The sequence below is a fragment of the Levilactobacillus mulengensis genome (genome assembly GCF_003946045.1).
GTDB classification, from domain to species: domain Bacteria; phylum Bacillota; class Bacilli; order Lactobacillales; family Lactobacillaceae; genus Levilactobacillus; species Levilactobacillus mulengensis.
Genome location: NZ_RHNW01000001.1, coordinates 362564 through 378031, shown reverse-complemented (window position 1 = coordinate 378031; position 15468 = coordinate 362564). Strand labels below are relative to the sequence as shown.

The following is a 15468-nucleotide window of genomic DNA, read 5'->3' as shown; positions in this document are numbered from 1 at the left end:
AAGTATAACTATTTGAAAACGCTTTTACAACCGTCGTGTTCGCAAATGCTGTGGTGAAATAGGGTCGTTCCCGGCGGCGGGCTCAAGTCGGCCTGCTATGGGGCCGGTTCCAGACTGAGGGGCGGTCTTCCACCTCGACTTTGAGCCTGAAGAGCGGTCTCAAAGATCGTCCCGTGTTCTAGGCTGGGAAAGGACCCCAGCCAACAACACCGCCACAGCTGGCCAACTTGGCCCGCCTCTGGTCACTCAGATTTGCTACGACATTTACGCTTGGCGGTTGACGTCTTCAGGTGTATACGAGTGTGTCACAGAAATTCACAAATAGCCCATTCTGTTAGGACTTTTGGCTTATGTTGTAGGTAAGCAAAGACTGGCAAATTATAATAATCGTTCTTACTATGAAAAGTCGGTAAATTGCGGGGCGCTGTACAACAAAATTTAATTGGAAAGCGGTATAGTTACAGTTGGTCCTAGTTTTTAGTAAGTGAATTTTTAGAACGGATGGCTTAATCGTGTAGTCAAAGGACCTGTTGTCGGATTATTCAATTGACTTGGCATCGTTCATGAATGCGTGAGTCGTTGTTCGCAGTAGGCGCTGGAACCGTAAAATATTGTGTCAATATCAGTGACCAGAGGCGAATCAAGGTGACCTGCTGTGTCGGTGGTCTTGGCTGAAGTTTTTGTTCAGCCTAGAGCACGGGACGACCTTGGAAACTCGCGAATTTCAGCGAGGTTTCAAGGCGAGGTGGAAGACCGCTTTTCAGTCTGGAACCGTTCCCCACAGCTGGGCACCTTGAATTCGCCGGCGGGAACGATGGCGATGGCCCAATTTTTATGGTTTCAGATTGAAGTACATAAAATTTGTAGGAGGCGTTTGATTTGGCAATTACGGATTGGATCGGTACACCAGCATTGACGTGGACACAGCGGGTGCGCAGCGGTGAAGTGACCAGCCAAGAGCTGATTGAACGGGCATTTACCGAGATTGAGAAGCAAAATCCGCAGTTAAATGCGGTCATCACGACTAGAAAAGAGAAAGCCTTAAAGGAAGCGGCGGCGCAAACCGATACCGGTCAGCCATTTCTGGGTGTGCCCTTACTCTTGAAGGGCCTGGGTCAACAACTGAAGGGTGAATCGAGCACGAGCGGTTCACGTTTGTTGAAGGACAACGTGGCTACGCAGACGAACTTCTTTGTCGAGGCGCTGCAGCGGGCCGGATTCATTGTGATTGGTCAAACCAATTTCCCCGAATTTGGCTTTAAAAATATCACGGACGCCGATATCTATGGCGACGCGCACAACCCGTGGAACCTGGATTACCAACCCGGGGGGTCCTCCGGTGGTGCCGGGGCAGCGGTGGCCGCAGGGATTGTGCCCCTGGCTGCCGGCAGTGATGGTGGGGGATCGATTCGGATTCCGTCATCCTGGTCCGGAACCATTGGCTTGAAGCCAACGCGCGGTCGCGTTCCCGTGGGTCCTGGTGACTGGCGGTCTTGGCAGGGAGCGGCCATCGACTTCGGTCTGACTCGTTCCGTGCAAGATACCGCGGCCTTACTAGACAGTTTACAAACGATTCAACCGGCGGCCGTCTTTCAGCAGCCGTTGGAGGAACCGGGCTTCTTAGCCCAGTTGGATCAGCCGGTTCAGCCCGGGGTCATCGGTTACACGACCGAATCCCCTGTCGGCACGCCGGTCAGTCCGGATGCCGTTAAAGCGGTCGAAGATGCCGTGGCCTTTTTGACCAGTGAAGGATTTGATGTTGAAGAGGTTCACAGTCCAATTGATGGCGTAGCCTTAATGGAAAGCTACTACACCATGAACGCTGGGGAAACGGCGGCCTTCATGGGTGAAATGCAGGACGGCATGGGCCGACCGTTGACGCGTGACGACATGGAGCTCCTGACGTGGGCGCTGTATCAGACTGGGCTGAATACCAGTGCGGCCGAGTACAGTCAATCCTTGGGCAAATGGGATCAGGCGGCCTGGCAAATGGCCCAGTTACACGCCAAGTACCCGGTTATTTTGACGCCAACGACCGCCTGGCCAGCACCTAAGGTTGGTGACACGTTGGTTTCTGAAGAAAATGCCGCGAAGATGGCCGACATCACGAGCTTGAAGCCAGCGGCACAGAAGCAACTCATTTACGATCAATGGTTGCCGGCACTGACCCGTTCGCCATTTACGCAACAGGCCAACCTAACGGGGGAACCCGCTATCAGTCTGCCAACGGCGGTTACAGCCGAGGGCTTGCCACTGGGAATTCAATTTAATGCGGCCAAGGGTCAGGAAGCGGTTTTATTAAAGCTCGGGGCTTTATTCGAACGCGCAGGTAAGTTAAAATTGTTACACCAGACTATTTTAGATTAGAGGAGCGAAAGTTTTGAAGGGAAAGCAAGTTAGTATTTTAATTGGGGTCGCGTTGTTGGTTGCGGGCGGATTAGCCGCTTGTGGCAAGTCAACGTCCAGCACCAGCAAGTCCAATCAACTGGCGACGAATCAGTCCGTCAAGTTGTCGGCCAAATCCGAGGTCACCACGCTAGACGTGTCCAAGGCTGCGGATTCTACGAGTTTAACCATGCTCTACCATACGCAAGAGGGATTGTATCGGTTAGGCAAGAATGAAAAATTGATCAACGCCATGGCTACCAAGACGACGGTATCTAACGGTGGGAAGACGTACGTGTTTAAACTGCGGCAGAATAATCACTGGAACGATGGCAAGGCCGTAACGGCCAACGACTTCGTTTACTCCTGGCGGCGGACGGTCAATCCCAAGACGGCATCCGAGTATGCGTACTTGATGGCCGGCTTGAAGAATTATCGGGCCATTCAAAAGGGCAACCTCGCACCGAACCAATTAGGGGTTCAGGCCGTGAACAAGAACACCCTGAAGGTCACCTTGAGTAAGCCAGTTGCCTACTTCAAACTGCTGTTGGCGTTCCCAACCTTCTTCCCACAGGAACAAAGCGTTGTGGAGAAGAATGGGAGCAGTAATGGTCACTCAAGCAACCAAACGGCGTACGATGGGCCATTTACCATGACCAAGTGGCAAGGGACCAACCAGAGCTGGGTCTTGAAGAAGAACACCAAGTTCTGGGATAAAAAGGCCATCACATTGGACAAGATGAACTTCCAAGTGGTCGCTGATCCTTCGACCGGACTGAGCTTATACCAGAAGCATGAATTAGATGCCACGACGCTAGACGGCACGCAGGTCGCTAACTTGAAGAATAATCAGGACATGAAGACCTTTGTCGGCGGGACCACCTACTACATGCAGATGAATCAGAAGAAGGTCAAGGCCTTACGGAACTTAAAGGTGCGCCAGGCCTTATCCATGGCCATCGATAAGCAACAGTTAGCCAAGAGCGTCTTACGTGACGGGTCCAAGGCACCAATGGGCTTCGTTTCCCAAAACCTGTCTCGTAACCCGAAGACTAAGGCTGATTTTGCCAAAGACGCCTACGTTAAGGACGGGGTCACTTACGATTTGAAGCAGGCCAAGACCTTGATGAAGGCGGGCTTAAAGGCTTCCGGTCAAAAGAGCCTGAACTTAACGTTGCTGGCGGATGATACCAGCGTGACCAAGACGGTGGCCCAGTACATCCAAGCCGAGCTGCAAAAGCTGCCAAACGTGAAGGTCACTATCAACACGTTACCTTACAAGACGCGGTTGAGTCGGTCAAACGCCGGGAACTTCGAGCTGGTTCTGTCCAGCTGGGGGGCCGATTTCGCCGACCCAATCAACTTCTTGTCTCTGATGAGCACCGGTAACACCAACAATAACGGTGACTTCTCGGATGCCAAATATGACGGCTACGTGAAGGATTCAGAAAACAAAGACGCCAACAAGCCAGCAGCCCGTTACCAAGACCTGGTCAACGCTGAAAAGCGCTTGATGACGCAGCAAGGGGTCGTGCCGTTGTATCAACCCGCTACCGTTGAAATGTGGAATTCCAAGGTTTCTGGGTATGTTTGGAATCCGGCGGGGATGAGTCGCGGCTACCAATGGATGAAGGTTGAAAAGTAACTTGACCTTGGCGGGGGTCGCCTCGCCAGCCAGACACTCCGCCTGCTGTGGGGAGCGCCTGCGGCCTAAGGAACGGTCCTCCGGCTCGGTTAGAAACCGGGCTGAGAATCGCCCGTTTCCCAACGCGTCCCACGGGGTAAGCTGAGCAAACCACTCAGCTAACGCCGTCGACACAGCCGTCTGCGTGTCTGGCTGACTTCGGCTGGCAGCAAGGTTAAGTTCTTTGGGACTTTCCCTGGTTTGCTGGTTGGGGTTGAAAAATAGCCTGGAACGCGGTGGGGAGGACGCCCCGAGCCAAAGAGCGGTCTCGGGACTCGCTTTGAACCTCTGGGAAACGAGCTTCAAAGTCGCCATTTTCTAAGGAGAGCACTTAGAAAATCCCACGGCTGAGGCTATTTTTCCCGCCCTCACGGCTGACACGGAATTAACCGGTGATGATATTGTTCGAACTTTCCGGTTTTACTTTTTGAAAGTTTAAGTGGGTTATGTGGGTCGTGTTGGGAATTGCACTGAGAGGTGTGACTTCTGACACGGCCTTTTGTGTGTCTGAGACACTCCGCCTGCTGTGGGGAACGCCTGCGGCCTGAGGTGCGGTCCTCCGGCTCGGTTGGAAACCGGGCTGAGAATCGCCCGTTTCCCAACACGTCCCACGGGGTAAGCTGAGCAAACCACTCAGCTAACGCCGTCGACACAGCCGTCTGCGTGTCTGGCTGACTTCGGCTGGCAGCAGGGTTAAGTTCGTTTGGACTTTTCAGTTTTACATTTTAAAATTTAAATTGTTTATGCAGGCCGTGTTAGAAAATATGCTGAAAGGCATTTCTTGACACGACCTTTTGTGTGTCTGAGGGGCCAAATGGTGAAAATCTGTGGCTGATGTTAGTGACCAGAGGCGGATCAAGGCGAACAGCTGTGTCGATGTTCTTAGCTGAGTGATTTATTCTCAGCTTAGAACATGGGACAATCTTTGTGACCGATTCTCAGTCACAAAGCTGGGGTGGAAGACCGCTTCTCAGGCTGGAACCGACCCCACAGCAGGGCACCTTGAATCTGCCGTTGGGAATGGTTAGCACAGTTTTCACCCCTCCGGAGGCATACCCAATGAGCAACCTATTTAGTAAATGTTAACTAAATGATAGGTAAAATTTTGATTTTCCATGAAAGCGGATGGCACCGGCCTTGCACTTTTTTGTTTACGATAATGACGAAGAAATTTACTTGAAAATCAAATCCGAATTGAAATTAAATATGAAACATGTTATACCTAGGGTAGTAACTATGAAAGCGAATACATAACCGTGAAACTTGCGGATTTGGAGGCCGACACGATGCAATTTGATGATTTACTGACAGAACAACGGAATCACCGGTCAACACACATTGATCGAGAGTCCACGTTAGAAATGGTTGCGACGATCAACCGGGAGGATCACCGCGTAGCGCGCGCCGTACAAAAGCAATTGCCGCAAATCGCAGCGGCGATTGATGCTGCGTACCCACTCTTTGACCAGGGGGGCCGCTTGATTTACGTGGGGGCCGGGACTTCTGGCCGGCTCGGCGTGATTGATGCGACCGAGCTGCAACCGACCTATGGGCTGAGTGGTGAGCAGACCTTTGGCTTGATTGCCGGGGGCACGGACGCTTTGACCCACACAGTCAAGGCGGCAGAAGATTCGATTGAGCTGGCGCAAAACGATATGGCTGGCGTTGACTTGACCGACAAGGATGTGGTGATTGCGAGTGCCGCTTCCGGCCAGACGCCTTACACGTTGGCTGCTCTGCAGTATGCGCAGGACCATGGTGCCGTGGGCATTGGTTTTTCCTGTATCGAGGGAAGTCCGCTGTCCGAACTAGCCGACTACGCCATCACACCGGTCGTGGGACCGGAAATCATTACTGGGGCCACGCTGTTAAAGGCTGGGACTGCCGAAAAGATGGTTCTGAACATGTTGTCCACGGGGATCATGATCAAGACGGGCAAAGTCTATCAAAACCTGATGATCAACGTCGTGCCAACCAACGACAAGACGTTTGAACGGGCCAAGAAGATCATTGCCGAAGCGACGCAGACGTCCACGCTGGCCGCGGAACGGGCCTTGGAACGGTCAGACAACAATGTGCCGCTCGCCATCGTGTTGATTGAAACGAAGGGGACCATCGCGGAGGCGAAGGCCTTGCTGGAAGCTACCGGTGGACACGTTTCACAAGCGGTTAAATTGAACGATTCACAACATTAAAATTGGCAAGAAACTTGACTGGTCCACACCAATTCTCTATACTTTAACTCAGGTATAAGTGGAAAGGAATGTGGCAGAATGTATCTTGCAGATGAACACCGTTACGACAAAATGCCGGTTCGCCGGGCAGGAAATACGGGTTTCCAATTACCCGCAATTTCTTTTGGGATGTGGCACAGTTTCGGGGAGAACGCTAACTATGGCGACACCCGCGACATTATCCTGAAGGCCTTCGACGCCGGTATTTTTAGTTTCGACTTGGCGGCAAACTATGGTCCTGGCTCTTACGCTGCGGAAAGCCTCTTTGGTGAGGTTTTGCACCGCGAATTGATGCCATACCGTGATGAATTGGTCATCAGTAGTAAGGCTGGTTTCCATATGTGGCCTGGCCCTTATGGTCAAATGAGCTCTAGAAAGGCTTTGACGGCCTCTTTGGATCGTTCCTTGAAGGCAATGGGGTTGGATTACGTGGATATTTACTACAGCCACCGATTTGATGCCGAAACGGCTCCTGAAGAAACGGCCGTGGCCTTGGACGACTTAGTTCGCCAAGGGAAGACACTGTACGTTGGGATTTCCAACTACACGAAGCCACAAGCCGAAGCCATGATCAAGATTTTCAAGGACTTGCACACGCCGTTCGTCGTGGACCAAGTTTCTTACAACATGTTGAACCAAACCGCTAATGATGATGGCTTGTTTGACATGCTGGCTCAAAACAACGCTGGGGCCATCGCTTACGGGCCGCTGTCCGAAGGATTATTGACGGACAAGTACCTCGACGGAATTCCTGAAGACGTGGACATTCACTGGTCCAACGAATTCGTCCTGGACAACGGTCGTGACAAGATGGTCCAAAAGCTCCAAGCACTCAACAAGATTGCGCAGAGCCGGGGCCAAAAGCTCTCCCACATGGCCTTAGCCTGGTTATTACACAACCCGGTTATCACCAGTGTCATCACGGGGGCTTCCAAGCCAGAACACTTGAACGAAAACATCAAAGCCGTTCAAAACTTGGAATTCGACCCAGAACAAGTAGCAGCAATCGATAAAATTTTAAAGGCTTAATGATTAAGCGAAAAGGACTAAATTTGACGGGCAACCGTGAATTTGGTCCTTTTTTTCGGCAGATTTGGCGAGTAAATTCGCGGTTGAAGTAAAACTGAAAGTCACAGTTGGCTGGAATTGGGTGGACCAATTTTACAAATGGTCTCCAAAAAATGACCTATTTGGACGGGTAAACCACTATGCTAACCGTCATCTGCGGGTAACTGTGTAAATACGTTGCAGGTGAAAAGAGTCAAACGCTGAAATTTTTAAAATAGTCGCAAAATCCCGCGTGCCATGGGGTATAATAAAACATAGGTTAAACTTGGTGCTAGCGTAATCAGCGGTACGGTAATACACTGGCCGTTAGTTGCCAAAAAGTTCAATAATGAGTGGAACCGCTGACTCACAAGGAAAACAGTGTCAGTACGCGATAGTGAAAATGAATGCACCCGTTTGAGTGACCAGAGGCAGATCAAGGTGCCCTGCTGTGTCGGTGGCCTTAGCTGAGGGATTTTCTCAGCTTAGACCACGGGACGACCTTGGAAACTCGCGAACCGCAGCGAGGTTTCAAGGCGAGACCCCAGACCGCCCCTCAGGCTGGGGCCGTTCCCCACGGCAGGGCACCTTGAATCTGCCGGCGGGAACGGGTGATTTCATTTTTACTGTCCTGAGTGTACTGACGATGACAGTTTTCCTGCAGTCGGCAGAGCGGTTAAATCTAGACGGTGGAGGTTGGCTATGACACGTAAAGTAACGATCCGGGACCTTGCTGAAGCGGCGGGCGTTTCGGTCACAACGGTTTCGCAAATTTTAAACGGTAAGGGCGAGCGCTTCAGTCTGGATACTCGGCGGCGGGTCCATCAGCTGCAAGAGGAGATGGGCTACGTGCCCGACTTCAACGCCCGCAACCTGATTATGAAGTCGGCCCAGACGATTGGTGTCCTGGTCCCGAACCTGGGGAACCCCTTCTTCAGTATGTTCATCCGCGGGGTACAAGAAACCAGCCGGGAACGGCACTTCATTCCCTTAATCTTTGGGGCCAATCATGATGAAAAGCTAGAGAGCTACTACCTGGAGGAACTGATCAAGCGGGCAGTCGACGGTCTCATCATTGCCAGTGCCTCAATCACGGCCGAAGCTATCGATAATATTTTAAAAAAGAACGGCATTCCGTACCTGTTGATTGACCAAAACGGGGGGCCGAGTGTGGACCGCGTGCAGATCAATGATGAGCAGGGTGGCCAGCTCGCCGCAGATCATCTGTTGGCGCTGGGCCACGAGAAGATTGCGGTCGTCATGCCCGATGATCCGACCCAAAACCTGCAGATTCGGTTGGCTGGGTTTAAACACCGGTTGGCTGAACACCACGTGAATCTGCCGGAAAATGCCATCGTGCATTCGGCCATGACCAAGTTGGGCGGCTACCAGGCCACGGCGGCCGTTCTGGCGCAGCACCCGACCGCAGTCTTTGCCATCAACGACGAAACAGCGTTGGGCTTGATGCGCGGGTTGCACGAGCAGGGGCTGTCGGTGCCCAACGATATTTCAGTCCTGGGTTACGATGATATTGACTTGGACGAGTACGTGGTGCCCAAGCTAACCACGATTCACCAACCCGTTGTGACCATGGGCCAGCAGGCAACCGGGCTGTTGATCAATCGCATCAAGGATCAACGGCAGGCGGCACAGCTGGTAGACTTACCGGTCGACCTGCGTGAACGCGAAAGCACGGCGCATTTGAAATAAATTTCAGTTAGTTCTTGTAAGCCTTTTCGAAACATGATACGCTAAGGGTAATCTAAACGGATACCCTCGGTGTGTCAGCATTGAGTAAAACGTTTTACAATTTTAAACACTGCTTAAGGAGTGAAGGTAAATTATGTCAAACAAAGTTACGGTTCTCGGAAGTCTAAACGTCGATACGACGCTGCGAGTTGCTCGGATGCCCCAACCTGGGGAAACGTTGTCAACGGAAAACAAGAGTAGCGCTGCCGGTGGGAAAGGTGCCAACCAAGCGGTTGCTGCTGCCCGGGCCGGTGCTGAAACCAGCTTTATCGGTAAGGTCGGTAACGACGACGCCGGTCGGTTCATGGTGGAATCCCTGAACAACGACGGCATCGATACCAGTGCTATCATCACGGATAAGACGGTCGGGACCGGTTCTGCGTTCATTCTCTTGGATGAAGCTGGCCAAAACAGTATCTTGGTTTACGGCGGGTCCAACCAACAGATCAAAGCGGACGAAGTCATTGCCCGTGAAGATGAAATTGCGAAGGCTGATTTCCTGATCGCCCAGTTTGAAACGCCACAAGCAGCCACCCTGGCAGCGTTTAAAGTTGCCAAACAACACGGGGTCACGACCATTTTGAATCCCGCACCAGCTGCGAAGATCGACCCAGAAATCCTGAAGGTCACGGACCTGGTGGTGCCTAACGAAACGGAAAGTGCTGAGCTGACCGGTATCGAAGTGACTGACGAAGCCTCGATGGATGCCAATGCGAAGAAATTCCGTGAGATGGGCGTGAAGAACCTGATCATCACGGTCGGGAGCAAGGGTGCGTACTACGCTAACGCCAAGGAATCCGGCTTCGTGCCAGCCTTTAAGGTACACGCCGTCGACACCACGGCTGCCGGGGACACGTTCATTGGGGCCCTGAGTTCACAGTTAAAGCCAGATTTGAGCAACGTGGCCACGGCCTTGGTCTTTGCCCAACGCGCTAGTTCCTTGACTGTTCAAGGTTTAGGCGCGATGCCATCGATTCCCACGGTTGCTGAAATCGAAGCTGCTAGCCAAAAATAATCTTTCAGAAAACAGATAGTCAAATCGCAGACTTAACCGATAATTTTCGGAAAAGTTTGCGATTTTTTTTGCGTTTTGGGACAACCGGTTGCAAACTATTCAAATCGGTCTATTTGGTATAGCTGATTTTTAACGTTTAGAATCGCCGGCCTAACAACTTTCTTAAGAGGGGTTGCATTAATCATTTTAAATTGGTATAGTGATGAAAGTCGATGAGCGATTGGCGATTTTACCGGTAAGATCAACGAATTGGGAACATCAACCAAAAACAAGGCCGTGATTGGTCCGGCCGATTTAAGTGAGGTTATTTAAAAATGTTGAATGAAGAAGTCGTTACTAACCAAATGGATTTTGATGAAACGGATACACAAGCGGTCACTGCCGTGCGGATGTTAAGCATGGATATGATCTCGCGGGCACGGTCGGGCCATCCCGGTCTGCCGTTGGGGGCGTCACCGATGGCTTACGTGTTATTTTCTCGGCACCTGCGGGTTGACCCCTCATTTCCACAGTGGTTCAACCGCGACCGGTTCGTCCTTTCTGCGGGACACGGGTCAGCGATGCTCTACAGCCTGCTTCACCTTAGTGGCTTTGCCTTAGGCCGTAATGATCTAATGAACTTTCGGCAACTGGGCAGTAAGACCCCGGGTCATCCCGAAGTCGGCGTGACCCCTGGGGTGGACGCGACGACCGGGCCGTTGGGCCAAGGTATCGGCATGGCGGTTGGGATGGCCATGGCCGAAAGCCATTTACGAGCAATGTACAACCAACCGAATTTAAACGTGGTCGACCACTATACGTACGCGTTGTGTGGCGACGGTGACTTGATGGAAGGGGTTGCCGCCGAAGCCGCTAGCTTGGCTGGCCAACTCCAACTCAATAAGTTAATTGTTTTGTATGATTCAAATGATATTTCACTGGATGGGCCACTAAGCAATGCCTGCCAGGATGACGTGGGCCAACGGTTTGAAAGCTATGGTTGGAACTACCTGCGGGTCGCCGATGGCGAGGACCTAGAAGCCATTGACCGGGCCATTCGCACGGCCAAGAATAATCAATCCGGGCCAACCCTGATCGAGGTCAAGACGCAGATTGGGGCCGGGAGCCCCGCCGCAGGAACGAACAAGGTTCATGGGGCACCGCTCAGTGAGGCGGATTTGGCCACGACGCGGCAGAACTATCACTGGGACTGTGATCCCTTTACGGTGCCCGCCACCGTGCACGAACGGTTCATGACGACCATCAAGGCTCGCGGCTGGGCGAGCCACCAAGAATGGTCGAACCTAGTTGCCCGTTATTCCGACGTGGAACCAGAATTGGCTACGCAATTTGCGCAGGGCATCAGCCAGGCGTTGCCCGATGACCTGGCTACGCAACTGCCAACGTATTACAAGAAGGACCAGTTAGCTACGCGGGCCAGCGGTCATGAAGTTCTCCAACGGCTGAGTGCAGCGGTTCCTAACCTGTGGGGTGGGTCCGCGGACCTGTTTAGCTCGAACAAGACGGCGGTGACCGACAGTGAGCGGTTCAGCGCTGAAAATCCTCGCGGGAAAAACTTGTGGTTTGGGGTACGGGAATTTGCCGAAGCGGCAGCGATGAACGGGATTGCCTTACACGGTGGCACCCGAATCTACGGGTCAACGTTCTTCGTGTTCTCCGATTACATGAAGCCAGCGATTCGGTTGGCTGCGATTCAACACCTGCCAGTGACCTACGTGTTTACCCACGACTCTCTGGCGGTGGGGGAAGATGGTCCGACCCACGAACCCGTTGAACAATTAGCCGCTCTACGCGCAATTCCGGGGTTAACGGTCTACCGGCCAGCCGATGGCAATGAGACCGCAGCGGCTTGGTTGGCGGCGATTCAGGCGACGGACCATCCAACGGCTATCGTCCTGTCCCGTCAAGGCTTAGCGACGTTGCCACGGCCCATGGCTGTTAAGGCGGGCGTCAAGCGAGGTGGTTACGTGGTCGCAGATGCCCACGATGAGGCGGAAGGTATCCTGATGGCTTCCGGTTCGGAAGTGAACCTGGCCTTGGCCGCACAGGCAAAATTAAGTGCGCTCGGCCATGACGTTCGCGTCGTTTCGCTCCCAAGCTTTGAAAAATTCAATGCGCAATCTGCCGAGTACCAGGAACGGATTCTCCCGCGGCACTTGCGCCGCCGGGTCGCCGTGGAAATGGCCAGTGGCTTAGGCTGGTGCCAATACACGGGTCTGGACGGCATCATGCTCACCCAGGAACGGTTCGGCGCCAGTGGTCCAGGAAGTACCGTCACCGAGATGGCGGGCTTCACACCAGAACGCGTGGTGCAAGCTTACTTAGCACTAAGCTAACGTGATTAAATAAGTAACCAATATTCGGGGAAACAACACACATCGGAGACAGCAAAGCTGGGACGCGGGTCCTGGCTTTGTTGCGTTCTGGTGGGAATGAACTGGCTAACGCGGGTTACAGCAAGCATGTTATTATCTACAAGATGATCTAGTCGGTCGAAAAGGGTTATGATTGTTGTTTGACGATTGTTGTTGAAAATGAACGGTCGATGTCAGCGGACCAGAGGCGGATCAAGGCGGTCAGCTGTGTCGGTGGTCTTGGCTGGGGTGTTTTCCCAGCCTAGCCCACGGGGCAACCTTTGAGACCGCACCCTGGGCTCAAAGGTGAGGTGGAAGCCCGTCCTTTGGCTGGAACCGTTCCCCACAGCAGGGCGCCTTGAATCCGCCGTCGGGGAGCGAAAATACCAACCAATTGATTTTCAACGTAACAAGTTTTCGTCCAAACCTAGTAAGTTGTTAAAATTATTGGTATATTGGGGGTAAAGACACTGGAGGCGGTTTTTAATGGATATTCGACGGATCAAGGTACCGACAGCGCTGGTGTGGTCTACACCAACGACCGTCACAAAAACGGATCGACCTTACTTAAAGGATGGCAACCTAACGACCTGGTTAGCGAGCTTAAAACCAGCGGAACGGGAACAACTCGCGGATAAGAATCGCGTGGTCACTGAGGCCCTGTTTAATGATCGGGTGATTTTAGACCGGGTCGAGGGCGAATGGGCCCACGTTTTTGTGACGCGGCAAAGTAGTCGGCAGGAACGACGCGGTTATCCTGGTTGGATTCCATTAACGCAACTGACCACCAGTGATGAGGAACTCGATTATCCAACGACCACGGTGCGGTTAGCCCATCCCGTTACCCAACTCCTGGATGAGAACAAACAACCCCTGATGGACCTGCCATTGGGGACCATTTTACCGACGACAGGTCAGGACAGCGAGTGGATCCAAGTGGTTACGCCGCTAGGTCATGGCTGGATCACGGCCGCCGCGGCCACACTGGGCGTCGAGGGTACCGATGATGGCAGCCGGCTCCTGACCTTGGGCAAACAATTCCTGGACACACCTTACCTGTGGGGGGGCATCACGCCGCAAGGCTTCGACTGTTCTGGCTTGATCTACGCGCTACACCGGGCATTGGGTTACATGATTCCCCGGGATGCGCAGGATCAATTTGCCAATGGCTACCCAGTTGCGCCCGAAGCATTGGCCATCGGTGACCTAGTCTTCTTTGCTCGGGAACACGGCACGGGTGAGATTCACCACGTTGGCCTGTATGCCGGCAGTGGGAAAATGTTACATGCGCCCAAGCCCGGTGAAGCGGTGCAGTTAGTCTCGATGACGGCGACCGGTTTAGCCCCAGAATATGCGGGTGCCCGGCGTTTCTGGCAATAAAGCAAGTCTGAAGAATTCTCTAAATTCATGGCAGGACTCCACGCAACGTGTGGGGACCTGCTATACTTGTTTTTGGGGGAAGTATTCTAACGAGAAGAGAGGAACATTCTAATGAAAATGAAACACGTAGTTTTAGGATTGGCCGCGGCCTTATTAGCAGTCGGCATCGGCGGTCAAACGTTGGCAGTTCACGCCGACACGACGGATAGTTCCACTGATACCACGAGTACCAGCAGTTCCGCAACCAGTGGCAGCACCGTGCAAACCAAGGCACTGTCCAAGGCCTACGTGGTCTACGGCGCTGGTTTAGCCAGTGAGGACAAGGATACGGTTGCTTCTGCCCTAGGGGTAAAATCAAATTACACGGCCTTAACGGCAACGGGGAGTGACTACGCCCAGTACCTAAACTCAGCCGGAACGACCGATGCCAGCATGATCAGTTCCGTGGCATTGGCGCCAGCTGATCCGGGAACCGGCGTCAAGGTTAACATCGCTGAATACAATGGAAGCAATAACATTACCGAAGTCACCTCACAGCAGTACGCGATGGTCGCCACCATGGCGGGGGTCAAGGACGTGATCATCACCGTGACGGCGGACAAATCCGTTTCCGGTGAATCTGCGCTGACCGGGGTGTACAAGGCCCTGGCTGCGGATGGGTTAACGTTGAACTCAGAAAACACCCAAGCCGCTAACGGTGTGCTGGATGCGACTCAACCAGCCATTGATTCCAACAGTAGTAATAAGAAATACCCAGGGAAGCTGATGTCAGCGGTGGGGTCCGTTTCTTCTGACTTGGCCAAGCAACGGCAAGACGGGAATGACCTGGCCACCAAGGCGGACATTGAAGAGATGCTGCAAAAGGCCCTGGCTAAACAAGGCATTGACGGTCAAACGAGTTCCACCCAAATCACTAATATTGCCATCGCGTTAAGCAAGGTACAACAAGCCCCAGTCTCAACCAGTAAGAATTATGTCACCAACGTGACGAATGTTGCCAATAACCTAGCAAATAGTATTGGGGACAAAATGGCTGGTGTGAAAGACTTTGCCAACAGTGCGGATGCCCAGAAAGCAGAGAACTTCATTGTGCAAATCTGGCAAAAAGTCGTCAACTGGTTTAAGAGCTTAGTCGGTTAAAAGTTAGTAAGAACGGCGGGTTAACGAATTAACGGGAGTTTAGCTCCCGTTTTTTTGTGCGCTTTTTTTATTTTCACAAAGTCGGCGGTCAGGTGAATACTTGTAGTATGCAGAAAGCGCCCTCAATATTAACTTGTATTCTGCAATTAATCGTAAAATGTGACGCTTCTGCAAATATGTGATAGTGGCGGGTAACCAGTTGATGAATGAAAAAGAACAAACGTTTGAATAATAAGTGAAAGAAAATGGCGATAGAAAGGGCTTTCAAGAACATGTCGTATTTCAGAAAACGTCAAAGGGAACACTGGTTCAGCTTAAAAAATCCGTTAACAATTCCTTAATATTTCACAAGGAACTGGGAAAACGTGTGGTACTATTAGTTTGTGATTCGTATTGACTATGAACGAACGGGATTGCGCTTGATCGGCGTGTGACCACGTTCACTTTGTTTGAAAAAATCTAAAGTCATAAAAGGACGTG

At 52.2% G+C, this 15468-nt stretch carries 9 protein-coding genes; all 9 read left to right on the top strand.

Annotated features, from left to right (window positions below; all coding sequences use genetic code 11):
• The first annotated feature begins 879 nt into the window (after positions 1-879).
• The 9 genes from EKM84_RS01745 (at position 880) to EKM84_RS01705 (ending at position 14988) form a co-directional block, all read left to right on the top strand.
• Entirely contained in the window at positions 880-2367 is a 1488-nt protein-coding gene (locus EKM84_RS01745; protein WP_125763028.1) for an amidase, read from the top strand.
• 13 nt (positions 2368-2380) lie between these two features.
• Positions 2381-4030, top strand: coding sequence for a peptide ABC transporter substrate-binding protein (locus EKM84_RS01740; RefSeq protein WP_125763026.1), 1650 nt, complete (start codon positions 2381-2383; stop codon positions 4028-4030).
• A 1325-nt stretch (positions 4031-5355) separates the two neighbouring features.
• On the top strand, positions 5356-6264 hold the full coding sequence (gene murQ, locus EKM84_RS01735) for an N-acetylmuramic acid 6-phosphate etherase (protein ID WP_125763024.1): 909 nt from the start codon (positions 5356-5358) through the stop codon (positions 6262-6264).
• Positions 6265-6342: 78 nt separating this feature from the next.
• Positions 6343-7332 carry an aldo/keto reductase gene (locus tag EKM84_RS01730; RefSeq protein WP_125763022.1) on the top strand — a complete coding sequence of 330 codons (990 nt, stop codon included), beginning with the start codon at positions 6343-6345 and terminating at the stop codon, positions 7330-7332.
• Between the two features lie 720 nt (positions 7333-8052).
• A complete protein-coding gene (rbsR, locus tag EKM84_RS01725) occupies positions 8053-9060 on the top strand; it encodes a ribose utilization transcriptional repressor RbsR (RefSeq protein WP_125763020.1) in 1008 nt (335 codons plus the stop codon).
• Positions 9061-9193: 133 nt separating this feature from the next.
• Positions 9194-10114, top strand: a complete 921-nt coding sequence (gene rbsK, locus EKM84_RS01720; protein WP_125763018.1) for a ribokinase — start codon at positions 9194-9196, stop codon at positions 10112-10114.
• Between the two features lie 314 nt (positions 10115-10428).
• The gene (gene tkt / locus EKM84_RS01715; protein ID WP_125763016.1) at positions 10429-12450 is read left to right on the top strand and encodes a transketolase; all 2022 of its coding nucleotides are present in this window, start codon (positions 10429-10431) and stop codon (positions 12448-12450) included.
• Positions 12451-12954: 504 nt separating this feature from the next.
• Complete coding sequence (locus EKM84_RS01710) at positions 12955-13848, top strand: C40 family peptidase (RefSeq protein WP_125763014.1); 894 nt, start codon at positions 12955-12957, stop codon at positions 13846-13848.
• A gap of 111 nt (positions 13849-13959) precedes the next feature.
• Complete coding sequence (locus EKM84_RS01705) at positions 13960-14988, top strand: DUF1002 domain-containing protein (protein WP_125763012.1); 1029 nt, start codon at positions 13960-13962, stop codon at positions 14986-14988.
• Positions 14989-15468: the final 480 nt, after the last annotated feature.

Coding starts and splice junctions, on each gene's coding strand:
- murQ (WP_125763024.1), top strand. CDS start 5,356: ATGCAATTTGATGATTTACTGACAGAACAACGGAATCACCGGTCAACA.
- EKM84_RS01730 (WP_125763022.1), top strand. CDS start 6,343: ATGTATCTTGCAGATGAACACCGTTACGACAAAATGCCGGTTCGCCGG.
- rbsR (WP_125763020.1), top strand. CDS start 8,053: ATGACACGTAAAGTAACGATCCGGGACCTTGCTGAAGCGGCGGGCGTT.
- rbsK (WP_125763018.1), top strand. CDS start 9,194: ATGTCAAACAAAGTTACGGTTCTCGGAAGTCTAAACGTCGATACGACG.
- tkt (WP_125763016.1), top strand. CDS start 10,429: ATGTTGAATGAAGAAGTCGTTACTAACCAAATGGATTTTGATGAAACG.
- EKM84_RS01710 (WP_125763014.1), top strand. CDS start 12,955: ATGGATATTCGACGGATCAAGGTACCGACAGCGCTGGTGTGGTCTACA.
- EKM84_RS01705 (WP_125763012.1), top strand. CDS start 13,960: ATGAAAATGAAACACGTAGTTTTAGGATTGGCCGCGGCCTTATTAGCA.